The organism is Paenirhizobium cremeum, from assembly GCF_047553425.1.
GTDB classification, from domain to species: Bacteria; Pseudomonadota; Alphaproteobacteria; order Rhizobiales; family Rhizobiaceae; genus Allorhizobium; species Allorhizobium cremeum.
On record NZ_CP180217.1, the window covers coordinates 3,114,988 to 3,140,509 of the forward strand.

13 protein-coding genes are annotated in these 25,522 nt (G+C 62.8%); 8 read left to right on the plus strand and 5 right to left on the minus strand.

Annotated features, from left to right (window positions below):
- Positions 1–13 precede the first annotated feature (13 nt).
- From ACLBKR_RS15275 to ACLBKR_RS15300, 6 genes are all read left to right on the plus strand, one after another.
- The gene (locus ACLBKR_RS15275) at positions 14–1,267 is read left to right on the plus strand and encodes an NAD(P)/FAD-dependent oxidoreductase (RefSeq protein ID WP_414899541.1); all 1,254 of its coding nucleotides are present in this window, start codon (positions 14–16) and stop codon (positions 1,265–1,267) included.
- A gap of 89 nt (positions 1,268–1,356) precedes the next feature.
- A complete protein-coding gene (locus ACLBKR_RS15280; RefSeq protein ID WP_113467448.1) occupies positions 1,357–2,499 on the plus strand; it encodes a M24 family metallopeptidase in 1,143 nt (380 codons plus the stop codon).
- 132 nt (positions 2,500–2,631) lie between these two features.
- Complete coding sequence (locus ACLBKR_RS15285) at positions 2,632–3,534, plus strand: dihydrodipicolinate synthase family protein (RefSeq protein WP_113467449.1); 903 nt, start codon at positions 2,632–2,634, stop codon at positions 3,532–3,534.
- Between the two features lie 142 nt (positions 3,535–3,676).
- Positions 3,677–4,705: an Ldh family oxidoreductase gene (locus tag ACLBKR_RS15290; protein ID WP_113447169.1), complete on the plus strand. Its 1,029-nt coding sequence runs from the start codon at positions 3,677–3,679 to the stop codon at positions 4,703–4,705.
- 310 nt (positions 4,706–5,015) lie between these two features.
- Positions 5,016–6,206, plus strand: coding sequence for a DegT/DnrJ/EryC1/StrS family aminotransferase (locus ACLBKR_RS15295; RefSeq protein ID WP_414899544.1), 1,191 nt, complete (start codon positions 5,016–5,018; stop codon positions 6,204–6,206).
- A 1-nt stretch (position 6,207) separates the two neighbouring features.
- Positions 6,208–6,930, plus strand: a complete 723-nt coding sequence (locus ACLBKR_RS15300; protein WP_113457852.1) for a 4'-phosphopantetheinyl transferase superfamily protein — start codon at positions 6,208–6,210, stop codon at positions 6,928–6,930.
- Between the two features lie 41 nt (positions 6,931–6,971).
- Here ACLBKR_RS15300 and ACLBKR_RS15305 read toward each other — a convergent pair whose 3' ends face one another.
- The 5 genes from ACLBKR_RS15305 to ACLBKR_RS15325 all read right to left on the minus strand — a co-directional run bounded on the left by ACLBKR_RS15305 (position 6,972) and on the right by ACLBKR_RS15325 (position 22,371).
- The gene (locus ACLBKR_RS15305) at positions 6,972–8,609 is read right to left on the minus strand and encodes a hypothetical protein (RefSeq protein ID WP_113457851.1); all 1,638 of its coding nucleotides are present in this window, start codon (positions 8,607–8,609) and stop codon (positions 6,972–6,974) included.
- Between the two features lies 1 nt (position 8,610).
- Positions 8,611–11,151, minus strand: coding sequence for a condensation domain-containing protein (locus ACLBKR_RS15310; protein WP_113426580.1), 2,541 nt, complete (start codon positions 11,149–11,151; stop codon positions 8,611–8,613).
- Positions 11,148–19,250, minus strand: a complete 8,103-nt coding sequence (locus ACLBKR_RS15315) for an amino acid adenylation domain-containing protein (protein ID WP_414899547.1) — start codon at positions 19,248–19,250, stop codon at positions 11,148–11,150. Before ACLBKR_RS15315 ends, ACLBKR_RS15310 begins: the two co-directional genes overlap by 4 nt.
- Positions 19,247–21,172 (minus strand): non-ribosomal peptide synthetase, encoded by a 1,926-nt coding sequence (locus tag ACLBKR_RS15320; RefSeq protein WP_113486130.1) that lies wholly within the window; start codon positions 21,170–21,172, stop codon positions 19,247–19,249. Before ACLBKR_RS15320 ends, ACLBKR_RS15315 begins: the two co-directional genes overlap by 4 nt.
- A gap of 392 nt (positions 21,173–21,564) precedes the next feature.
- Positions 21,565–22,371 carry a glycoside hydrolase family 16 protein gene (locus ACLBKR_RS15325; RefSeq protein WP_414899550.1) on the minus strand — a complete coding sequence of 269 codons (807 nt, stop codon included), beginning with the start codon at positions 22,369–22,371 and terminating at the stop codon, positions 21,565–21,567.
- A gap of 314 nt (positions 22,372–22,685) precedes the next feature.
- Here ACLBKR_RS15325 and ACLBKR_RS15330 point away from each other — a divergent pair, with 314 nt between their 5' ends.
- Both ACLBKR_RS15330 and ACLBKR_RS15335 read left to right on the plus strand, forming a co-directional pair.
- Entirely contained in the window at positions 22,686–24,134 is a 1,449-nt protein-coding gene (locus ACLBKR_RS15330; protein WP_113486128.1) for a hypothetical protein, read from the plus strand.
- On the plus strand, positions 24,131–25,357 hold the full coding sequence (locus ACLBKR_RS15335; RefSeq protein ID WP_113486126.1) for a polysaccharide pyruvyl transferase family protein: 1,227 nt from the start codon (positions 24,131–24,133) through the stop codon (positions 25,355–25,357). Before ACLBKR_RS15330 ends, ACLBKR_RS15335 begins: the two co-directional genes overlap by 4 nt.
- The last annotated feature ends 165 nt before the right edge of the window (positions 25,358–25,522 follow it).

The following is a 25,522-nucleotide window of genomic DNA, read 5'->3' on the forward strand; positions in this document are numbered from 1 at the left end:
CGAGAACTCTTCCATGCCTGCTCAAAAGAAAGCCGATGTCGTCGTCATCGGCGCCGGAATCGTTGGCGCCATGTCGGCCTACCATCTTCAACAGCAGGGCCGGAGCGTCCTGCTCCTTGACCGCACCGGACCTGCGGCGGGAGCAAGCGCGGGAAACGCCGGTATTCTCGCCTATCCGGAGATCATCCCGATCCCCTCGCCCGGCATCATGTTCAAGGCTCCGAAGTGGCTCCTCGACCCGCTCGGGCCGCTCAGCATCCGGCCGGCCTATGCATTGAAGATCGCCCCCTGGCTCTGGCATTTCTGGCGTGCCAGTTCCCGCAAGGCTTTCGAACAGGGCATCGCGGCCCAGACCGCAATGATGGAACTCGCCGCCACCGAAATGGCGCGCATCAGGGCCATTCCCGGGCTTTCGTCCTTCATCGACAATACCGGTACGCTCGATCTCTATGACAGCGAGGCGAGTTTCAACGCCGCCGCGCACGACTGGCTGGTGAAGGAAAAGGCCGGCTTCGAATTCAAGCGGGTCGGCCGCGCGGAAATCGAGGAACTGCAGCCGGGACTGGCTCCCCAGTTTCGTCACGCCATGTATTCGGTCTCCGGCCTCCAGGTCAACGATCCCAAGGAGTTCACGCGGGCAGTCTGCGCCAAGGCGGAAGCGGCCGGCGCAGTTTTGAAACCGGCCGAAGTCGTCGATATCGCCGCGACCGGAGAGGGCGCCGTCGTAACGCTTGCAAACGGCGAGCGTTTGGATGCCGGCACAGTCGTACTTGCCGGCGGCGCATGGTCCAGGAAACTCGCGGCACGTCTGGGCGACAAGGTGCCGCTTGAAACCGAACGCGGGTACAACACCACCTTGCCCGCCCAGTCCTTCGCCCTGAAGCGGCAGCTCTATTTCAACGATCACGCCTTCGTCGTGACGCCGCTCGCCAAGGGCATCCGCGTCGGCGGTGCCGTGGAACTCGGCGGCCTCGACCTGCCTCCGAATTACGCCCGCTCCAAGAACCTGCTGGCCAAGGCCGCCCGCTTTCTGCCTGAACTCGACACGCGCGGCGGCACGGAATGGATGGGCTTCCGTCCGTCGCTGCCCGATTGCCTTCCGGTGATCGGTTATTCGACGGCCAGCCGTTCGGTCATCTACGCCTTTGGCCATGGCCATCTGGGGCTGACGCAATCGGCAGCCACCGGCAAACTCGTCTCCGATCTCGCCGCCGGACGGGCGACCGGCATATCGCTCGCCGCTTTCCGTCCGGACCGCTTCCGCTGAGGCATCGCCTTCCGGCGCGCTGCCTTGCGGTCCGACCGGCCGGGACCCGCTTGTCCCGGCATCGCCACCATGCTGCAAAGGAATACAAGATGACGTCGATCACCCCCACGCTCAGGATTTCCGACGAGGAAAGGCAGGCAAGGCTCACCCGCCTCCGGTCGGCCATCGAAGAGGCCGGTCTCGGCGGCATGCTGCTCGGCCCGACCGAAAGCCTGCGTTATTTCACCGGCCTCGTCTGGCATGCAAGCGAGCGTCTTCTCGGCGCGCTAGTGACGCCGAAGGGGCTCTACTACATCGTCCCGGGCTTCGAGCAGAGCCGGGTGGAAAGCCTGCCGCACCTGCCGGGCGAAATCTGCGTCTGGCAGGAAGAGGAAAGCAGCGCGGCTCTCGTCGCCTCCCTGCTCAGCGCCGGCGAAACCCTCGCCGTGGACGATGCCGTTGCACTTTTCGTCTATCATGCGCTCGCCCGCACACTCGGTGCCGACCGGTTGGTCGATGGCGGCCCGATGATCCGTAGCCAACGCCTTCGAAAGTCGCCCGCCGAAATCGCGATCATCCAGTACGCGATGAACCTCACCCTCGACGTGCACAAGCGCGCCCACAGCATCCTGAAACCGGGCATTCGCGCTTCCGAAGTGGTCCGCTTCATCGATGACGAACATCGCGCGCACGGCGCTGACGGCGGCTCCACCTTCTGCATCGTCTCCTTCGGCCAAGCGACCTCCCTGCCGCACGGCGCCGATGGCGATCAGGTGTTGAAATCGGGCGACGTCGTTCTGGTCGACACCGGCTGCCGCATCGACGGCTATCATTCCGATCTCACCCGCACCTACATGCTCGATGAGCCGACGGAGGAATTCACCCGGATCTGGACGATGGAACGGGAGGCGCAGCAGGCGGTCTTCGATGCCGCAAAGATCGGCGCGCCCTGCGAGAGCCTGGATGACGCGGCCCGCACGGTCCTCACCCGCCACGGCCTCGGGCCAGACTATCGCCTGCCCGGACTGCCGCATCGCGCAGGTCACGGCCTCGGCCTCGAAATCCACGAGGAGCCCTTCATCGTGCGCGGCAATCCTACCCCTCTCGCCGAAGGCATGTGCTTCTCCAACGAACCGATGATCGTCGTTCCCGACAGGTTCGGCGTGCGGCTGGAAGATCACATCCACATGACCGCCTCCGGGCCAGAATGGTTCACCCTCCCGGCCAGGGGGCCGGCCGAGCCCTTTGCCTGACGGCGGCAAAGGGGCCTGTGCCTCCGGTTACCGCCCCCGCATCCACGCCCCTTGAAAGAGTTGCAGCCACGCCCCTTGCCTTCTGTCGACAAATTGTATACTGATATATCAGACAAACCCAAGGAGTTTCCAATGACCACTGGCTGGCGCGGCGTCATCCCTGCCGTAACGACCCAATTCAACGAAGATCTCTCGATCGATTTCGAGAGCACCCGTCGCGTGCAGGACGCGCTCGTCAATGACGGCGTGCACGGCCTGATCGTCATGGGCACCTGCGGCGAGAACAACTCGCTCGATCCGGAAGAAAAGCGCGCCATCCTGAAGGGCGCCGTCGAAGTGGTGAACGGCCGCGTGCCGGTTATCACAGGCGTTTCGGAATTCGACGCCCGTCGGGCCGTCGCCTATGCGCAGGACGCGGAAAAGATCGGTGCCACCGGCCTCATGGTCCTGCCGGCCATGGTCTATGTGCCGAAGCCGGAAGAGCTGGTCGCCCATTTCAAGGCCGTCGCCGCGGCCACCTCGCTGCCGATCATGCTCTACAACAACCCGCCGGCCTATCGCGTCAACATCGGCATCGAAGTGCTGAAGCAGCTTGAAGACGTTCCGAACATCAAGGCCGTCAAGGAAAGCGCGCCCGACACCCGTCGCTTCACCGACCTCCTCAACGCCTTTGGCGATCGCTTCGACATCTTCGCCGGCCTCGACGACGTGGCGCTCGAAGGCATGATGCTCGGCGCCAAGGGCTGGGTCTCCGGCCTCACCAGCGCCTTCCCGCAGGAATCCGTTGCCCTCGTCGCCGCTATCGACCGTGGCGATTGGGAAGAGGCCCGCCGCATCTATCGCTGGTTCATGCCGCTTCTGCATCTCGACGCCGAGCACGACCTCGTCCAGACGATCAAGCTCGCCGAACAGATCATGGGCCGCGGTTCCGAGCGCGTTCGCATGCCGCGCATGATCCTGCAGGGCGCCCGCCGCGCCGAAATCACCGCAATGGTCGAAAAGGCCGCAGCGACCCGCCCGACCAGGAAGGTCTGAGGCAGGGAACCGACAACACCGTTAAGGGGCCGCCGTGTGTTTTGCACCGGCGGCCCGTTCTCGTTTTCACCATCGCCCGACATCGGGCCAATCCGCCCCGGTCATGGGGCAAAGCACAGACTGACCGACAGGAATGCCAGCAATGTCCGCAGATATCGAATATATTCCCGTTGAAGACGCAATGAAGCTCGCGACCGGGATTCTTCTCGGTCTTGGCCTCTCCGCCGGTCATGCCGAGGCGAACGCCAGATCGGTGGTCACAGCCCAGCGGGACGAATGTTATTCACACGGCCTCTGGCGCCTGCTCGGCTTCGTTTCGACCATCCGCAAAGGAAAGGTCAATCCGGATGCCACACCGGCAGTGGACGCCTCCGCCCCCGGCATCGTCAAGGTCGACGCCCGCTACGGCTTTTCCCTGCTCGCCTTTCGCGAAGGCCTGCCGCATCTTATCGAAAAGGCGGGCAAGCTCGGCATCGCCGCCATGGCCATCAACAACTGCTATCACTTCTCCGCGCTCTGGCCGGAGGTGGAGGATATCGCCAGCGCCGGGCTGGTGTCGCTGGCCATGACCCCGAGCCATAGCTGGGTCGCCCCCGCAGGCGGCAGAAAGCCGGTCTTCGGCACCAATCCGCTTGCCTTCGGCTGGCCGCGCCCGGCCGGCAATCCTTTCGTGTTCGATTTCGCCACCAGTGCTGCAGCCCGCGGCGAGATCGAACTGCATCGCCGCGCCGGCAAGACCATTCCGCTTGGCTGGGGCATCGACGGCGAGGGCAAGGACACCACCGACCCGGCTGACGTCCTGAAAGGTGCAATGCTCACCTTCGGCGGCCACAAGGGCTCCGCCCTCTCGGCCATGATCGAACTGATGGCGGGGCCGCTGATCGCCGATATGACCAGTGCTGAATCCATGGCCTTCGACGATGGCGCCGGCGTCACGCCATGCCATGGCGAGCTGATTATCGCCCTCGACCCGAAAATGTTCCTCGGCGGAGCAATGAGCGAGCATATGCAGCGGGCGGAAAAGATGTTCGACGCCATCACCGGCCAGGGCGCCCGACTGCCGTCCCAGCGCCGCTACGAGGCGCGCGCCCGCAACAAGGGCCTCGGCGTTCCCGTGCAAAAAAGCCTGCTCACCGAACTGCGGGAAACGCTGGCTTCGCTACGCCCGTAACGATCTCCGGCCACGCCTCCGAGGACGGCGGCACCGCTCAGGTGCCACCTCCCTTTGCACCGTCATGCCGATTTGCCACTGTGTCCCCTCGCGAATGTCGAGATGATCGGCAACCGATCCGGAGACCGGCCTGCCGCCGGCAAATGAAACCTGACCAATGTGCTTAGAAACGGTCCCGAGCGTACCCATTCCGTTGGAACCGGGGCGTAACCAGCCGCACGATCCTAAGCCGGATGTCCGTTTTGAAACCCCGTGGAAGAATGCTTAGGCTTGACGGTCTGGGATGGTCGGGACGGCAACGGAGGGGGTTATGGCACGTGTTGGCTTGCGGGAATGGCTGGCGATCGCACCGGTCATCGCTTCCGGGCGCCTCTCCCGTTACGGCAACGGCGATGGCGGCCCTCTGACACGCTTCGAAACGGCCTTTTCCGAAAGCTTCGGCGTCAGACATGTGCTGACGACGAGCAGCGGAACCGGCGCGCTGATCGCTGCACTCGTTGCCGCCGGCATCGGTCCGGGCGACGAGGTGCTGGTACCGGCCTATACCTGGATCGCCACCGCCGCCGCACCCCTTGCCGTCGGCGCCGTGCCCGTTCTTGTCGAGATCGACCAGACGCTCACCATCGATCCCTCCGATATCCTGCGCAAGATCACGCCCAACACACGCGCCATCATCCCGGTTCACATGGCCAACATGGTCTGCGACATGGACAGCGTCATGCGCATTGCCCGCGAACACGGCCTTCTGGTGATCGAGGACGCCTGCCAGGCGGCCGGCCTCAGCTACAAGGGCAGGCGCGCCGGCACCATCGGCGATATCGGCGCCTTCAGCTTCAACCAGTTCAAGAACATCAGCATCGGCGAAGGCGGCGCGATCGTCACCAATGACGACCACTTCTTCGCCCGTGCCCGCATGTATCACGACATCGGCTCGGTCTTTCGCGGCCATCTCGACAACGCCAACGAACCGCTCCTTCCGGGCATCAACCTCAAGGCCAGCCAGATCCAGGGCGCCATGCTCAATGTCCAGCTCAAGAAACTCGATCCAATGGTGCGTCGGATGCGCAGGCGTTACGATGCCCTGTCCCGGATATTGGAAGAAGGCGGCGAACTGCATGTCGGCCCGCATAACGACCGGCCCAATGCCGCCGGCCTGCACGTCATCTTCGACAGCGAAGATCAGGCGAAAGCCTTCGCCGCCCGCAACAAGCGCGGCGTCTACCGCCTGCACGACTCCAGCCGCCACGTCTACACCTTCTGGCAACCGATCCTCGAACAGCGGCCCGTCCACCCCAGGATGAACCCGTTTACCTGGGCGGAAAGAAAGATCGACTATTCGCCGAACGCCTGCCCCCGCTCCCTCGATATCCTGAAGCGCACCTGCCGCATCGGTCTTGGGGAGAATTATCCTCTCCCGCTCATGCAGTATTTCGCCCGCAAGATGGCACGCCAGAGTGCGGCGCCGGACCGCAACCTTGTCGCCTCACCGGGAATTTCGTGACATGTCCGCACAGACAGCATCGCCTGAACCCGACCCGAACTTCGCGACGGTCGATATCTGGAGCTGGTCGCTCGACCAGCCGGAAGACAAGATCGACCAGCTCACGGCTCTTCTCTCGACGGACGAGGCTATTCGTGCCGCCCGTTTCGTGAAGGAGCAAGACGCCATGCGCTACGTCGCCGGCAGGGGGCGGCTGCGCCTTATCCTCGGGGAATATCTCGGCATCGCACCGCGGCGCCTGACCTTTGCGTATAACGACTTCGGCAAACCCTATCTCACCTCGGCTGGCCGTGGAGACCTGCACTTCAATCTCAGCCACAGCGCCGACCGCGCGGTGCTGGCGATCTCGGACCGCTTCCCGCTCGGCATCGACATCGAGCAGGCAAAGCCGATGGAGGAAGACATTGCCGGGCATTTCTTCTCGCCGAAGGAATGTGCGATCCTGCGCGCCATGCCGGCCCACCTTTACCTGCCAGCCTTCTATCGTTGCTGGACACGCAAGGAGGCCTTCGTGAAGGCCCATGGCGCCGGCCTGTCGCTGGCCCTCGATGCCTTTGACGTACCCCTCGGAAACGAGCCGACACTCCGGCTGGAACGCCTCGACGATACGATCGGTGCGCCCGATGACTGGAGCCTGCTCGATCTCGATGTCCCCGAAGGTTTCTTCGGAGCGCTCGCGGCCCTGACCGCCGGCACACCCGTCGGACTGCGCTACCGGTCGTGAACCGACAAGCCCAACGCAGGCAACCTCGACAAAAGATACGGTTAGAGCGTCAACCGTGCGTCGATGACATATCGCCCGCCGCCGGCATCGAAATGATGGCATCCCATCAGGCCCGACTTGAAATCCGGGGTTATCGTGCGGATACACCGCTCCCGGTAGGTCTCGAGATCCAATTGCTCGATTTCCATGATGTTGAGCCCGTAGCCGTAGATCCCGTGCTCGTTGCGCTGCGAGGGACGATAGAGCCTGCCGCCGCGCTCGAACATACGACCGGCATTGCGGGCGAGCGTGCTGTCGATGACGACCGGATTCCGCTTGTGCGGCACGATCTTCGAAAGCGCCGGCCCATCCACCTCGAAGACATGCAATTCGCTGCAATGGTCCTCATAGGCATGGAAATCGGAGAGGTTGGTGAAAAGCCACCATCTGCCCTGGAAGAAGGTCAATGTGCTGTCGGCCGCCGACAGGCCTTCCAGCGCGGTCGAATACAGCTCCCATCGGAGCGGAAAGTCGATGCAGCGCCAGACCTCCAGCCGCCGAGCCTGATTGGTTTCCGGCATCATGAAAAGATCGCCGCCATGCCGGAAGATGAAGGGGTAGGAAAGATGATGGTCGCATTCGAGCGCCACCCCCAGGCGCTCCAGTCGATCGCCGACAAAACGGCTGACCGCGATATGGGCCTTGTGCTGGCCTTGCGCATAGGCCTCGTAGAAGAGATAGCATTCCCCCTCATGCTCCAGAATGAAGGGGTCCGCACGGATCTCGTCATCATCGGGGACGATCTCGACGGCCTGGCGGGGATCGAAATCGTCGATCGCGCCGCGACCGGTGTAAAGCGTCCAGACGGCGGAACCACCCCCCACTCTAGACATCAACGCCTTGCCGGCCCGACCGAGCAACGCGCTCGACAATGAATAGCCGTAGCGCAGCAGGTCGACGTCGGACGGCACCGTTTCCGGACAATCCTCGACATCCCCCGCCACCGCATCCCCAAGACGCCCGGTATCGGCGATACGGCCGAGTTCCCGCATGACCAGCGTCACCGCCCGCTCCTTGACGAAATCGCCGTTTCGGACAGCACTGAACTTCGTGTTGAAGGCGGAAGACGCAATACACAACGTCCCGGCAGGATCTCCGCGCCGGACGAGTAGCCGCAGCCCCGTGGATGGCTGTTTCTCGATGACGCCTTGATAACCGGACCAATCGACATCTCCCGAACTCTGTGTGGAGAAGGAAAGATGCCATTCGCCGAAAGGTAACAGATGCAGCGCTTCGGCAGGCAACCCCTCGGCACAGAGGCAGAGAACCAGATCGGTATCCTTCAGAAGGGCAGTCAAACGTTCCGTACCTCCCCGAACGGCCCCGCCTCCGAAATGCTCGAAGCGCTGGGCCCCAGGGTCGAAGTGCTGAGGGACGAAGACCGGCTGGCGGCCCAACGCCGCCCGCTCCAGCCGCGACGCCAGGCTGAGCAGCGATGACACCTTTCGTTCCGCCGGCTGCTCCGGAGTGAGCAGGAAAACATCGAGCCTAAAACGATAATCGGCGGCAATGCGGTCCAGCACCCGCAACTGCCAGTTTTCAAAACCGTCCGTCCTGTCCGTCACCACGCCGATCCTCACCGGCTGTGCGACGGGGTGGGGCGAAACCTCCTCCAGTTGGACGGCGACATTGTCGGGCATGTCAGGCTCGCTCCGCCAGCAGCTTGTTTTCGACGGAGGACGCGAGCGTTCGAATACCGTCCATGGTCAGGGAATCCTCGTGCCACCCGTCGAGATCGACGACCTCGGCATTTTCACCGACGGCCTCGCCCCATCCGAACCGCAGCCGGCCGGCGCGCGGATGATTGGCCTGGCTGCGGAAGAGCAGCGTCGCTCCGCCCTTCTCGGGCCGGTAATCGCGCGCAGCCTGCACCAGAAGATCGGTCACCACCGCGTTGGAGGTCTCTTCGGGCGTATAACTTGCGCCACCGATCCCGAGCTTCTGCATCAGGTTCAGGGTGAGGTTGAATTCCTTCAGATAGACCATGAGGCGCATGCGGCCGGACAGGAGCTTGCCGGTAAAGTAACCGAGGCGTTTGATGCGTCGTTCGGTATTCCACCAGCGCTGGCTCGATTTCGGCAGAGACCGGAAATAGCCCGGCGCCCAGGAATCGATAATGGCGGAAAAGGCGACGTCGGCCCCGGCTTCCCGCAACTGACGGGCAACCTCGATCGCCAGCACGCCGTTCACGCACAGTCCGACAATGACGATCGGTCCGCGCCGCTCGCCGATCTGCATAACCTCGATTGCCTGCCCCGCAATATCCTTGAGCGAAGCCCCGGCCGACGATTGATCCTGCGCCGCGCTGAACATGTTCACGTTATAGACCGAGATCGAGTCGTCCAGTTCGTTCGCGAGCCGATAGTAGAGGAAGGGATGATTGAGCGTATAGACCGAACACGGTCCCGTTCCGGTCTTGTAGACGCTCATCTCCCAGGGCGACCGCCTCGGGCTCTCACCCTTTTCGTCTTCGTCCTCGCCGAAAAGCGCCTGCGCAAACCCCTTGAGCTTCGGCTCCTTGAAGAGCAGGGCGAGATCCGCCTTGACCCCGAAGCGCTCGCGAACCGCCGAAAGCATCCTGAGTGCGAGCAGGGAATGCCCGCCAAGCGCGAAGAAATCGCTTTCCGGCTCCACCGTCTTGAGGTTGAGCACCTCAGCCCAGATCCCGGAAAGCGCCTTCATGCGCTGCGCCGCCGACATGGTCGAGCTGTCTCCGGGCAAAGGCATATCCCCGGGATCCGTCTCGCCCTGGCGGAACCGCGACAGTTCGATGACCGGGGTGTCAGCCGCGCTTCCGGCGGTTTCCGCGTTGCGCCCCGGCACCCGCAAGGCAGAAAGAGGCGCCTCCGGATGTACAAGCGCCAGTTCGTAGATGTCCTGCCAAAGCTGCAGCAGGCTCTCGATGGTGCTGCGATCGAAGAGATCGGTGTTGTATTCGATCGACATGCGCCAGCCGGAGGGCCGCCCGATCATGATGAAGCTCAGGTCGTAGATGACCCCAGGCGATTGCGACGGGGCGCTGATGAGCTCGAAATCTCCGTAACGTCTGTCCTCCAGAAACGCCTTCTGCAGATTGAAATTGACGGAGATCAACGGGTTTCGCGAGGGATCGCGGACCGGGTTAAGCGCTTCGACCAGCTTGTTGAACGGCATCCGCTGATGATTGAGGGCAGCGGTGACGGTTCCGCTCGTCGCCTGAATATGTTCGGAAAAGGAGGCCTCGGGCGCAACAGGAAAACGCAGCACCAGATTGTTGATGAAGACGCCGATCATGTCCTCCAAGTCGGAATGGTCCCGGCCGGCAATCTGCGTCCCGAACAGGACGTCCCGCTCTCCCGTGAAGCGATGCAGCATCGCGCTCATGAGAGCGGCGCCATAGCTGTAAAGCGAAACGCGATGCTCGCGCGCCGCCTTCTCGATCCGCTCGCTGAATTCCGGCGGCATCACCACGGACAGGATATTGCCGTTATTGGTCTTGATCGCCTGGCGGGGATGATCCGTCGGCACCTCGAAATAGGGCGCGCCGCCCAATTGCTCCTTCCAGAAGGTCTTTTCCGTCTCGAAGCCGTAACTCCCCAGATACTCGTCTTGCCAAAGGGCGAAATCGCCGTATTGCAGCGGAAGTTCCGGCAATACGGGCTGGCGGCCCGCATCGATCGCAGCGGCGATTTCCCCGACCTCGCGCCCCAGGACGCGGATCGACCAGCCATCGAAGCAGCTCTGGTGCGCCGTGATAAGGATGAAGGCGCGGTCGTTTTCCACCATGAGAAGGGTGACCCGGAACAGGCAGGGTTTTCCGAGGTCGAAGGGCGCCGAAGCCGTCTCCTCCCCGATCGAGAGGATGCGCTGCTCCCGCTGCGCCGCCGGCATGTTCCTGAGGTCGATGACCGACATGCGGAAATCGACCGCTTCCACCACCTGCTGGTAAGGCTGGCCGGCCCGCTCGACGAAACGGGTCCGCAGCACTTCGTGGCGCTGGATGATCCTGCGGAACGCCGCCTCGATGGTGGAAGCCTTGAACGTACCCCTGATTTCCCAACGGACGGCGACATTCAGCGCCGGGTTGCCCGGCTTGAGCTGGTCCAAGACCCAGCAGCGCAATTGCGTCTGCGTGCAGGGGAATTCACCGATAAGGCCGGGCTCGGAACCCGATGCGACTGTCGTATTTTCCATCTGACTCATGACACACTCTCAACTCGGCGACGCGCACCGTTGCGGAAATCCTTCAGCGACGGGATGTGATAGGTGATGCCGGCGGGCTCCGCTTCCTTCTGCTCCTCGGCATAGGCCGCAAGTTCCGCGATCGAAGGATGGCGAAGCAGATGCTTGGCCTCGAGCGGCAGGCCGGCATCCAGCATGCGGGCGGCTATGCGAAAGATGGTGAGCGAGTCGGCGCCGAGTGCATAGAGATTGTCCTCGACGCCGATATTCTCGACATCCAGCACGCTCTTCCAGATGGTCCAGAGCTTCGTTTCCATCTCGCTCCGCGGCTTGACCTTGGTTGCGGCAGCCGCAGCCTCGTGCTGGCGGATATCCCGCTTTTCCAACGCCTTGCGGTCGAGCTTGCCGTTGGCGGTCTGCGGCAATGCGGTTTCGAGCACCCATGCCGACGGCACCATATAGGCCGGCAGGTTGGCGCGCGCCAAAGCCGCGAGCCCCGCGGCATCCGGAAGCGATGTGCCCGGTTCGGTGACATAGTAGCAGACCAGCGAGACATCGCCCTTGCTGTTGCGGACGCCGACGACCGCGCATTGGCGTACGCCCTCGACCTTGGAGATCACCGTTTCGATATCGCCCAGTTCGATGCGGAAGCCGCGCAGCTTGATCTGGTTGTCCCGACGGCCGAGCAATTGCAGGGAACCGTCGGCGAGACGCCGTCCCACGTCGCCGGTCTTGTAGAGACGCTGCATTTCACCCGTGCCGATATCACGCTGGACAAAAGCGGCGTCGGTCAGGTCCGGCCGGTCGAAATAGCCCTGGGCCAGGCCATCGCCGCCGATATGCAGCTCGCCCGTCACACCGACCGGCGCAATACGGCCGTCCTGATCGAGAATGTAAAGCTGCGTGTTGGCGATCGGATGCCCGATGGTGATGGGAGTGTCATTGTCGAGAACCCGCTCCACGGAAGACCAGATGGTCGTTTCCGTCGGGCCGTACATGTTCCAGAGCTCACCCTCCATCCGGACGAGCGTGCGGGCGAGATCCTTCGGCAGCGGTTCGCCGCCGCAGAGCTTCTTCAGCCGCATCGTTTTGCCCATACCGGCCTCGACCAGCATCTGCCAGAGCGTCGGCGTGGCCTGCAGCACCGTGGCATTGCTTTCCTCGACCAGCCGGACCAGGGCGAACCCGTCCTGAACCTGCGTGCGATCGGCGATCACCACCTTGGCGCCGGCAATCAAAGGCAGGTAAAGCTCCAGCCCCGCGATATCGAAGGAGATCGTGGTTACCGCAACGAGCGTGTCGTCCGCGGCAAGCCCCGGCTCCTTCTCCATCGACAGCATGAAGTTGGTCAGCGCGCGATGGGAAATGGCAACACCCTTCGGCGTGCCGGTCGATCCCGAGGTGAAGATGACGTAGGCCGTCGTTTCGATATCGCTCGGCAAGGTCTCCAGCACATCGCCAGAAAGGCTGGCGAACGCCTGCGCATCCCTGTCCGTCCGGATGATGGCGACGCCATCGCCGGCCAGTGCCGCCCCGGCTTCGCTGTCGCAGATCATCGCAACGGGACGGGCTGCTTCCAGCGTCTGGCGCAGGCGCGGCTCGGGATGTCCCGGATCGAGCGGAATATAGGCATGACCCGACTTCATGATGGCGAGCAGGGCCACCAGCATGTCGAGCGACCGGTCGACCAGAAGCGCGATGCGCTGCCCTTCGCCGGAAACCACCGAGCGGATGTGACGGGCAAGCCTGTTCGAGCGCGCATCGAGTTCGCCATAGGTGATCGTCTTGCCGCGATGAACGGCCGCCACCTTGTCCGGATGCTCCGCAGCCTTGCGGGAAAACAGCGAGAACACGAAGGCATCCCGGTCATAATCGAGCGTGCTCTGGTTCAGCCCGTGAACCAGCCATTCGGTTTCCTGGGGAGACAGGAGCGACAGCGCGGCGATGGGCTGTTCCATATCCTTCGCCAGCGCGGTGACCAGCGACACGAAATGGCCGACCCAGCGTTCGACGGTCTCGCGATCGAGCACGTCGGCATTGTAGTCGACATCGATGCGGATGCCGTCAGCTCCCTCGATCATGTTGAGGAACATGTCGAAGTTGGAGAATGCCTTCGGATTGGGCTCCATCCTCGCCGTCAGCCCGGAGAATTCCGCATTGCCGGCGACCCGTTCGAGATTGAACTGGATGCCCGTCAGCGGCAGGCGGCGCGGATCGCGCTTGACGCCAAGCGTCTTCACCAGCGTGCCGTAGGTATAATCCTGGTGCTCGAACGCCTTCAGCACGAGCTGCTGGGTCGCCTTCAGATGGGTTTCGAAGGACTTGGAGGCTTCCACCATCTGGCGAAGCGGCAGGAGGTTGACGCAGTGACCGACAAGCGTCTGGCCGTCGAGCAGGCTCTGGCCGGCGGACGGCACGGCGATCACCACGTCGGGCTGTCCCGACAGCCGGGCGACCATCACCTGCAAAGCTGCAAGCAGGGTGGAAAACAGCGTGGCGCCGCTGCGCGCACCGCGCTTTTTCAGGTCCTTGTAGACATCGGCCCCGATCTTCACCGTGCAGGTTCCGCCGGCAAAGGTCCTCTGTTCCGGGTAGGCCCGGTCGAACGGCATCTCCGCCGGTTCCGGGATGTCCCTGAACTGGTCGAGCCAGAACTTCTGGGTGTCGGGGTTGACCTCTGCATCCGGCGCGAGATCTGTCGCATAGGTTGCGAAGGAAAGGGCCGGATCGAACTGCGGGTTCTCGCCGCGCACCAGGGCGGAATAGGCCGCTGACAGTTCTTCCACCAGCACATTCATCGACCATCCGTCGCAGACGATGTGATGGGCGGTGAAGACGAAAGCATGGCGATCCGTACCAAGCTTGACGAGCTTTGCCCGCGCCAGCGGCCCCTTAACCAGGTCGAAGGGCATATGCGCTTCATCGTCGATGATCGCCCGAAGCTCTTCCTCGCCATCGCCTTCCCGCGACAGATCGACGATATCGACGCCAAGATCGAAGTCGGGAATGAAGCTGAAGCGCTCGCCGTTGCGGTCGAAGCGAATGTGGAGGGCATCATGCCGGTCGATGACCGACTTCAGCGCCTGGAGAAAGGCCGCCTGGTCGAGAGAACCGTCAAGCGTCAACGTGAAGGACTCATTGAAGGAGCAGGACGCTTCCTCACCGAGCTGGGCGGCAAGCCAGATCTCCGACTGGGCCTCCGTCAGCGGCGCCGACTGTGGGCGTTCGGTAGCGATGGCGATCTGCCGGACCGGCGCCTCAACCACGGTCGCAGGCGCACTGACGCCCTTCGGTGCCAGAATGCCCACGGATTGCAGCGCGTCGACCGCATCGCGATAGGCCTGGGCAATCGCCTGGAAATCCGCTTCGCTATGCTCCGTCGTCAGGAAGCAGGGATAGCCATCCTGTGTGTGGATGCCATTCATCCTCATGAGAGGATAGATCAGCCCGCCAAGCGGATCGAGACTGCTGAAATCCGTATAGAACCAGCTCTTGTAGCCATTGACGACCGGCCCGATGCCACGCTTTTCGAGATCGGAGTTGATCTCCGCGACGAGCGCTTCCGTGCGGTTTGCGACACGGTCGTAAAGTGCAGCGCCCTCGCCCTTGATATGTTCGAGCACGGCCTTGACGGCCGAAAGCACCACCGGATGACGAACGAAGGTGCCGGCAAAGAAGGTCGGCGCAACCATCGGAACGGAATCGTCGCCATAGTTCCAGTAGCCGCCGTCGAGCGCATCCATGAAGCGGCTGTCGCCCGTCAGGACACCGATCGGCATGCCACCGCCGACCACCTTGCCATAGGTGGCCATGTCGCCCCTGATACCCCACACGGCCTGCATGCCACCCGAGTGAACGCGGAAGCCGGTCACGACCTCGTCGAATACCAGGGCGAATTCCGATGCTGTCGCGATGTCCCTGAGGCTGCGGACGAATTCCTGCGGCCGAAGCTCGGGATGACGGCTCTGCACCGGCTCGATGATGACGGCAGCGACGTCGTCGGCGTTTGCACGGATCCAGTCGAGGCTTTCCGGCGCGCCGTAGCGCAGAACCACCATGTTGGAGACGGAACCGTTAGGGATGCCGGCGGCAATCGGCAGCGCGACGGGATTGCCGCCGCGATTGCGGCCCTTCACCAGAACCTCGTCGAACTGGCCGTGATAGTCGTTGGCGAAGATCACGATCCGCTCGCGACCGGTGACGGCGCGCGCCACGCGCATCGCCGCCATGACGGCTTCAGAGCCGGTATTGCAGAAGGTCACACGCTCATGGCCGGTGAGTTCGCAGATCAGTTCGGCAGCCTCGCCCGCAAGCGGCGTTTGCGGGCCGATGGCAAAACCGGCATCCATCTGCTTCTTCATGGCTTCGACCACGAAATCCGGCGCATGCCCGAAGGCCGTCTGGCCGAACCCGTTGACCAGATCGATATATTCGTGGCCATCGACGTCCCAGATGCGTGACCCTTTGGAGCGGTTGGAAACGATCGGGAAAATCATCTCCTTCCAGTCCGCACGGAAACCGGAGGCAGTCCGCGGATCGGCGAGACGCGCGCGGTTCTTCTCGGTGAACGCCTTCGATCCTTTGTTTCGCTCGGCGTAGGTCGTGACGATGTTGTCGACGAAGGCCTTCTTTTCCGGCGTCAATTCTGGAGCGGCATTCTTTGCATCCGGACGATAGAGCCGGATGCGTTCAGAACCGATTTCGCCCTGGTCCTCGCTCAGGGCCGCCGGCACCGGTGCGGGGGCCGATACGGCCGCAGTCGGCGGCGGCGCGGACTGGGAAAAGGCCGGCTGGACGGCAGGCAGTGCGGCAGGAACGCTCGAAGCGGCCCCTGCCGCCTGCAGAACCTGGAACTGCTGCGCAAACAGCGTCTGCGCCAGGCTGAGCTGCGACTGAAGAACCGCTTCGAGGCTGGCGTCGAGACCGCTGCCGCGCTGCCCCGAGCTGGCCGGGACAGAAGCGGCGGGCATGACCATCGTTGCCGGCATTGCCGAAGCCGCAGCGACAGGCTGGGGCGCGGGAGCAGCGACCGGTGCGGGTTGCGGCGTGGGTTCCGGCGGCAGCGCGCCATCCAGGTAGCGCGCGAGATCGGCCACCGTCGGAATGTTGCTCAGGAGCTCGCGGAAGGAAATCTTGATGCCGTACTGCTTGTCGATCTTCTGGGCGAATTGCCCGATGAAGAGGGAATCGAAACCCAGCTCGAGGAAACTGCTGGCCCTGCATTCGCCGTCGAGCGTTTCTCCGGACATGTCGCTGAGCAGGGCAAGGAGCGACGTTTCCAGTTCGGGAATACGGGCTGCGACTGCAGCCGGAGAAGAGCTGATAGTACTCATGATTTCTATCTCGCCGTTGGGTTCTACTAGAAGCATCGAAGGTTGAGGTGCGCTGGCCGCCCGACGGGCCGAAGGCGGCGCATCGATCCAGTGGCGCTGGCGCTGGAATGGATAGGTGGGCAGCGGCAGCGCACGCTCGCCGGTGTCGGGCAGGGCCGGCCATGCAAGGTCCCGACCGGCCATCCAGAGCTTGCCCTGCGCTTCCGCCAGCACCTCTGCCCCCGCATGGGCGCGGTCATGTTCGGGCATCGATTGAATGATCGCGGCGACACCGTCACGACTGATGGTCTGTGACGCGAAGACCGAGAGCGTCCGGCCGGGGCCGACCTCGATGAGGATCGGCTTCCGGTCCCGGCAGAGCGTGAGCAGACCGTCGGAAAAACGCACGGCCTCCCTGCAATGCCGCGCCCAGTAGTCGGGAGACCGGCCGAGTTCGTCCGTCTGCCAGTCCCCGGTCACGCAGGAGATATAGGGAATTGTCGCGGTTCCGTAGGTCACCCGAGCCGCCTGCTCGCGCAGATCGTCGATGCAAGGCTCCATCATGGCGGAGTGGAAGGCATGGGACGTATGCAACCGGCTGAAGGCGATGCCCGCTTTTTCGAGTTCGGCGCAGACGGCATCGATATCCTTGAAAGGACCGGATGCCACACAGAGCTTCGGCGCATTGATGGCGGCGATCTCGGCGCCGCCACGCAGATACTGTACCAGTACGTCGGGCGCCGCACGCACCGAAAGCATTGCCCCCTGCGGCTGCTTCTGCATGAGCTTTCCGCGCGTCGCGACAAGCGTCAGGGCATCCTCGAAGGAAATGGCATTGGCCAGTGTGGCTGCAACGAACTCGCCGACGCTGTGGCCGATCATCGCGTCGGGCTTCAGGCCCCGGCTCATCCATAGCCGCGCCAACGCATGTTCCACCAGATAGAGGCACGGTTGGGCGATCCGGGTATCGCGTTGCTCCTCCGCCATCGCATCGGTCACGGGACCCATGTGGCAGAGGTAGTCACGGACATCGACATTGAACGTCATCTTCAGGACTTCGGCGCCGCGGTCGATCCAGCGGGTGAATTCCGGCTCGCGGTTATAAAGCCCGGCCCCCATCCCGACATATTGCGAACCCTGGCCGGGGAACATGAAGACTACCGGCGGCGCGACATCGGCGGCCACATTCGAACCGGCTTTCCCGGACCTGAGCTGTTCGACCGCCGAGGACACCGTACTGGCTGCAATCGCGGTCCGGTGAGCGAAATGGTGCCGCCCCTCCTGCAGAGTGCGGGCAACCTGCGACAGCGGCACATCGGCATTCTTTTCCAGGTGATCGGCAAGATTGCCGCGCATGGCGGAAAGGGCCGCCTCCGTGCGGGCGGAGAGCGGCAGGATATACGGTCCCTCGTCGTCCTCCACATGAACTTGCGGGCGTGCCGGGGCCTCTTCCAGCACGACGTGAATATTGGTGCCCCCCACCCCGAACGAACTCACGCCGGCACGCCTTGGCGTTTCACTCTCCGGCCAGTCCGTCGTGGCAGTCGGGATATAGAAAGGGCTGCGTTGCAGGTCGATCCGCGGATTGGGCACCCTGTAGTTCGGCATGGCGGGGATCTTACCGTAATGCAGCGCAAGGGCGGCCTTGATAAGGCCGGCAACGCCGGCAGCCGCATCCATATGGCCGACATTGCCTTTGACCGAACCGAGTGCACATGTCCCCCCGTCCTGGGGAGCGCCGGAAAACGCCCCCTTCAAACCGGAAAACTCGATCGGATCACCAAGCGGTGTGGCCGTACCGTGACATTCGACATAACCGATCGTCGCTGGATCGATACCGGCATGGGCGACCGCCGCCGAAATCGCCTCCGCCTGCCCCTCGGCACTCGGAGCGGTGAAGCCGATCTTGTCGGAACCGTCATTGTTGACGCCGTAGCCGCGGATGACGGCATAAACACGATCACCGTCGCGAAGCGCATCTTCGAGCCGCTTCAGCAACACCACACCTGCGCCGCTCGCAAACACCGTGCCGGAGGCGTCCGCATCGAAGGGGCGGCAGATGCCGTCCCGCGAGACCATGCCGCCTTCCTGATAGAGATAGCCGCGCTTCTGCGGCAGGGTGATCGAGACTCCGCCTGCGAGAGCCATGTCGCAGCCATAGGTCAGCAGATTCTGGCAGGCCTGGGAAACCGCGAGCAGGGACGTGGAGCAGGCCGAATGCAGCGTGAAGGCCGGGCCGCGCAGATTGAATTTGTAGGCGACGCGCGTGGAGAGCGCATCGGTGATCGATCCGACGATCTGGTTGAAACATCCGATCTGGTAGTTGGACGTGAATTCCTCGACCTTCGCGCGATCGCCCAGCACGTTGTTGATGAGATAGGTCGGCATCGAGCATCCGGCGAAAACGCCAACCAGACCCGGGTTCCGATAGGGATCGTACCCGGCCCGTTCCAGCGCTTCCCAGCAGATCTCCAGGAAAACGCGATGCTGCGGGTCCGTGACCGCCGCCTCGCGCGGAAACATGCCGAAAAACTCCGCGTCGAACTGCTCGACATCGGCCAGAAAGGGACGGGCGGCCACATAGTCGGCGCCGGCACGCTCCTCATCGGTAAAGGCATCCTCGATCTCATCGGGGGAAAAGGTGACAAAGGCGTTGCGTCCCTCCTCCACCAGTTGCCAGAGGGCTTCGACGCTTGGAGCGCCGGGAAAGCGTCCCGACATGCCGATGATGGCAATGCCATCAGGCGCATAGGCGTCTTCCGGGTGTCCGGTCGATTCGTCGAGGATGATGGTTTCGCTATCGCTCATGGAGCGCTCCTGCGGAATTGGGATACCGTCCGTCTCTGCAATGCCGCCCGCTGATCCGGGCTCATGGATTTCTGCGGCTGCTCCGTCTTGCCGTCGAGGAACCGCGCAAGTTCGCGAATGGTCGGGTGCTTGAACAGCGTCATCACGTCGACATTGCGCCTGAGCTCAGCTTCCAGCCCGGCATGCACCCTCAGGAGTTGGAGGGAGGTGCCGCCGAGGTCGAAGAAGTTCCGGTCCACCGCAATGTCCCGAGCGCCGAGCGCCTCCTGCCAGAGGCGCGTGAGAATTTCCTCGCTCCGGCTTTCCGGGGCGGCGGGTTTGCTGTTTTCGACTGGCGGCAGCGGCAGCCTGGCGCGGTCGGTCTTGCCCGCCGGCGTCAGAGGAAAGGCCTTCAGGACCATCGCGGCGCTCGGAATCATGTAGGCCGGCAGGGCGCTGCGCAGCTTTTCCATGATCGCCGGAACGAAGTTGGAATTGCCGATGTCTGCCTCGTTGCGCGGCCGCAGATAGGCAATGATCCGTTTGACGGTCGTCCCCTGTTCATGGCAGGCGACCACGGCATCCAGAAGCCTCTGGTCCCGCCGTAACGCCGCTTCGATTTCGTCGAGTTCGATGCGCTTGCCGTTGATCTTGATCTGGCGGTCGCGACGCCCCTTGAAGAAGAGCATGCCATCGGCGTCCATGGCTGCGAGATCGCCTGTGAGGTAACAGCGGACAGCGCCTCCGTCGGTCTCGACCATGACGAATTTTTCCGAGGTCAGGTCGGGGCGGTTGATATAGCCGATCGCAAGTCCGTCCCCGGCCAGCGCAAGCTGCCCCTCCGCATTGGCCGGCAGCGGACGCATGTTCTCGTCCAGGATGAGCAGGCTCGTGTTGGAAATCGCGTTGCCGATCGGCAGTTCCCTGGCATCGAACCCTGCGGGAATGGTGAAGGTGGTCGCAATGACGGTTGCTTCCGTGGGGCCATAGGCGTTGGTCAGCCGGCAACCGGGGTGGGCGCCATGGAAACGGCGCGCATGCTCGACCGATCCCGCCTCCCCGCCGAAAAGAACGTGGCGGAGGCTCGGCAGGTCACCGCCCGCGTGGTCCGCGAACAGGTTGAACAGGCCAGTCGTCAGCAACATCACGGTCACGCCGTTGTCGCGGACGACGTCGCAGAGCTCCGCAAGGGAAAAGCTCGCCTTCGGCATGCCGGCGAGAAGGCAGCCATTCAGCAATGCGCCCCAGATTTCGAAGGTGGCGGCATCGAAGGAAATCGTCGCGGTGTGAAGAACCACGTCATTGCGGTCGAATGCGACATAGTTCTGGTCGAGCACCAGCCGGGTTATTCCGCGATGCGCGATCGCGACGCCCTTCGGACGCCCCGTCGAACCGGACGTGTACATGACATAGGCCGCGTCGGACCCGTCCACATCGGGAAAAACACAAGAGCCTTCAACGGGAAGCGAAGCGAGCAAAGCGGCAAGATCGACGATCTCTCCGCCACCGGTAAAACCACGGACATCCGCGTTAGACGCCGCATCCGTGAAGATGATCTTCGGCGCGCATTCGCCGATGACATAGGCAAGGTGCTCGGAAGGAAAGGCAGGGTCGACGGGAAGATATGCGGCGCCCGCCTTCAGAATGGCAAGCTTCGCGACCACGGTCGAAAGCGCGCGCGGGACCAACAGTGCGACGATGTCGCCCTTGCCGACGCCGCGCGCAACCAGATAGGCCGCAAGCCCGTCCGAAAGAAGATCGAGCTCGCGATAGGTGAGGGACACCTCCCCGAAAACCAGCGCCCGCGCATCGGGATAGAGACGGGCCTGTTGCCTGAAAATATCGTGGACGCTCCGCCGCCGGTCATAGTGGGCCCGTTCCTGGCGCCCCTTGTCCGGCAGGATGCCGGCTCCGTTCACTTCCTGGCCTGTGACATAACTCATCGGCGTCCCCTGTATCTGGATGGCCCGAAATACGCGTCGGCGGAAGAAACTGCGTCACCTGCCTACGATGGGATCTCGCAGGCACCCTTCCCCCGTAGCCAGAATTTCACGACGGGAAGAAATGGAAAGCTGGTCATTGGGCTGAAACAAACGCCCGATGGGCATCTTGCGACTAAGTCATTTGGCCAGTCGCGGGAGGACGGCCCCGCTATCAGGCGAAAACGCGATCGCCGCATGAAAGACCGGCGCGTCGAAACCGCATGCGGACCGGCATATCGTCACCGCAATGGCGTCGAGGGGAGAGAGAACGGAGTTACACGGGGCGAAAACGTCATCGCACCCGGCGAGCGACGCGCCGCGGCAGGATTGGTGAAGTCGGGAGCAGTCGCCTGTCACTCGAAGGTATAGGCACGAACGTAATCGACGTACATGAAAGAGGGATCGGGCGTTTCCTGCGTCGAGCCCTCCTCGACAAGCGCCAGGTTGAGCAGCACGTACATCGGCTGACGATGTTCCGGCTGGGTCTCCGTTTTCCAGACGAGCTTGCCGTCGAAATACATCCGGATGAAGGCCGGATCGATCTTTACGCCGTAGGAATGAAACTCGCCGGGATCGGACTCCGTGAAGGCATCGATCCGCTTGCCCTGGGAATAGTGCCGCCCGTCCTTGTGCCAGACATGGACGACCGACGAATAGGATTCGGGCTTGTCGCCGTAGAATTCAAGCACGTCGATTTCCGCCGTCGCCTTCGAACGGTCGAGGCCGATGAGCCAGAAGGCTGGCCAAAGCCCGGGTCCAAGGGGTAGCCGGGCGCGCATTTCGAAATAGCCGTATTGCTGGGCAAAGCCCTTGCCCGTCGGATCGACCGAGGCCAACAGGCCCGAGCGCCAGTTGCCATCCTTGTCACGGCTCGCCTCTATCCGCAGCACCTCATCGACAATCGCGAAGGGGAAGTCGTCCTTCGGAGCCACAAAGCGTGCGCCGCCGAAATCTCCCGACCAGGGCGTATGCGCAATCCAGCGTGTGCCCGGCCCCCATTCCGACACATCGAGGTCCGTGAATTCGTCGGAGAAGGCGAGCTTCATACCGGCCGGGTTGATGGCATCGCCGGTGTCGCCCGCCAACGACGTCTGCGCATGCGCGACGGGAGCGGTCAGCAACATCAGCGCGAGGCCCCCGGCAGCCGGCACGATATCCATGCCGCGGACCCACCCGGAATCGCCGTATCTTTGCCCATGGTTCGACATGATGCATGCATATCGCGTTCGCCACAGAAGCGAATAGAACCGAATTCGGCTCACGCGCTACCGAAAAAGGCTTAGGCCCGGATGTAAATACAGCCGCCTTGGTTCCGTGCTAATTTATCCAGCAGTCACAAAGAGTTGCAGGATATTCCGAGCGACCGCGCCCAAAGCCGGCGAAACCCGGACGCGCGGCACGAGGTTCCGGGAAGGCGGGCTTCGCCGATCCGGCAGGCATTCGATCGATCGGAACCGGACGGGGCGGCATGTAAATGAGTCTTGAGTTCATGGGGTTGGTCACGATCATCGTCGGTTGCGTCATCCTCGCCGCACCGGTGACCTGGGCGTTTCCCGTCATGGTTCTGTCGACCGTCTTCGGAGCGGCGGCGGCCATCAGCCTTCCGGCGCTCGGCGGCCCTTCCGTCCTGGTGCCGAGCCTGTTTCTGGTTTTTTTCGCAACAAGGCTGTTCATGGCTGCCGGAGAAGGCCCTCTTCTGGCGTCCCTGCAGCCGTTTCGCCCCGGTTTCTGGCTCCTGCTGCTGACCGGCTTCGGCCTGCTGAGCGCAATCTACTTCCCGAAACTCTTTGACGGCGTGACCGAAACGATGACGGTGGAGCGCGTGACCAGCACGCGAAGCTTCATTTCGCTCTCGCCCCTGCGCTTTTCGTCCAACAACATCACCCAGTCTGTCTATGCGGTCGGCGGCCTTGTCTGCTTCGCGGCGGTCTTCGCCTATTTTCGTCATGCGGGAAAAGCCGGACACCTGATAAGCGCCATTCTCCTGCTCGCAGCCGTGGACATCGGCTTCGCGGTGGCAGACGTCATCACCTATTTCAGTGGAACGGAATATCTGCTCGGCTTTGTCAGAACGGCGAACTACGCCCTGCTGACGGCGGCCGAAAAAGGCGGTCTCAAGCGGATCTCCGGCACATTCCCCGAAGCATCCGCCTTTTCAGAATATACGCTTGTCCTTTTTGCCGTCATGGCGAGCCTCTGGCTTGATCGGGTCCGCTCGCGCGAAACGGGAATTCTGACCGCGCTGCTGTTGCTCGCGCTGCTGTTATCGACATCGGCCACGGCGCTCATTGGCGTTGCAGTTGTGGTGCCATTCCTCTGGACGCGGGCGCTGCTCGGCGCAATGAAGGGCTCCGCCAAAGCCCGTCCGGTTTTTCTCGCCGCCTGCGTCGCCTTCATTCCTGCAGCGATCCTGACGGCATTTGTGCTTTTCCCTGGATTGGTCGATCAACTGCACCAATTCGTCGAGGAAATGCTGCTTTCCAAGGCCGAGAGCCAGTCCGGCAGGGAGCGCTTCATGTGGAATGCCGTGGCCTTCCAGACCTTTCTCGATACCCATGGTTTCGGCGCAGGGCTCGGCAGCGCCCGCGCATCCAGCTATATCCTCGTCCTGCTCTCCAATGTGGGTGTCATCGGCTTCGTGCTGTTTGCCACATTCGTCTCCGCGGTTCTCGCCGCACGCCCATTGCGCAACGGCGGCGCGCTCGATATCGGCAATGCGACCGTTCGCGCGGCCAAGACGGGCCTGATCGCCTCGCTCACCGCCGCTTGTGTTTCCGGCACGGTCTACGATCTCGGGCTGATGTTTTATATCCTCGCCGGCAGCGCTGCCGCTCTTGCCAGCGAACGAGCGCCCGTGGGAAGCCCGCTTTCCGCTTCCGGCAACCTTCATTCCTTTCCGGTCGCTCCGGTGAGGCGGCGATGAAAATCCTGATCTTCAATGTGAAATACAGCGAGAATCTCGGAGACGGGATACTCGCACAATGCATCGAGCGCGCTTTGGCCGCCGATCCGGACGTAAGGGTCGAGACGATCGACCTGGCCGGACGCGCCGATTTCGGCACCACCCATCAGCATCGACAATACGCCATTCGAGTGCTTCACGCGCTGCCCGCATTCGCCCGGCGGGCGGCTGTCGAACGGATACTCGGGCCGAAACTCGAAAAACTCCGGGAGGACTGGGACCGGAAACTCGCTTCCGCCGATGCGGTGATACTGGGCGGCGGCAATCTCTTCCAGGACGACGACCTGAATTTTCCGTTGAAGATCGGCAGCCTTCTGGATTGCGTCAGCCGCAGCGGCAAGCCACTGGCAGTTTACGCCGTCGGTGTGGGAAGTCACTGGTCTGCCCGCGCCGTGGAATTGTTCGGACGTGTAAGGGCGACGGACCTAACCTGCCTTTCGGTGCGCGACGGCAAAGCCTATGACAACTGGATGAGCCATTTCCCCGAGGGGCCGGCTCCCGCGGTCGTTCCGGACCCAGGCCTGCTGGCCGGGCGTTTCTTCCCCGCTTCCGAGGAGCCGGCTTCCGTTCATGGCAAGGTCGGCATCTGTGTTACCGATCCGGTGATCCTCATGCGCCATGCCGGTCGGCATTCGCCGGACATATGCTTCAAAACCGCAAGCGACTATCGCGAACTGATCCGCGAGCTGGCAAAGCGGGGATATGCCATCCGGCTCTTTTCCAACGGAGCCCGTGAGGACCAGGCATTCGCCGAACGCATCCTGGATGAGAATGAGATGGCGCGGTACCGCACCACCGGCGTCGTCGACCTGGTCGAGCGTCCCCGCCTGCCTGAAGACGTCGTTCAGTTCCTCCGGTCCCTGTCCGTTGTCATCGCCCATCGCCTGCATGCCTGTATCGCCGCCTATTCGCTCGGCATTCCGCATGTCGGTCTGGGCTGGGATTCCAAGGTCGCGGGCTTCTTCCGATCCGTCGGTCGCGAAAGCTATTTCGCCGCCGGTAAAGCCGCGACACCGGCCCATGTGGCCACTCTGGCGGCCGCTGCGGAGGCAGAAGGAATCGACCCGGATCGGCACAACGCCACCCTCGCCGCCGCCCTGGAGGGCATACAGCACATGCAGACATGTCTGCGGCGACCGGAGGCCGATACCCTGGTTTCAGCCGGGTATCCCTCGCCTCTCTGACGCGGTTTTTCATCAATTCGCGAAATAACATTTTAATTCAGGACAATCTAATATTTGTTTCCTGAAATGTTATTGCCGTTCTGCCCACAAAAAATCCCTAGATTTTTATTAAAATTGCGAACAATTTGAGTGCACACAAGTGACTTTCTTATCTTAATATTTGCT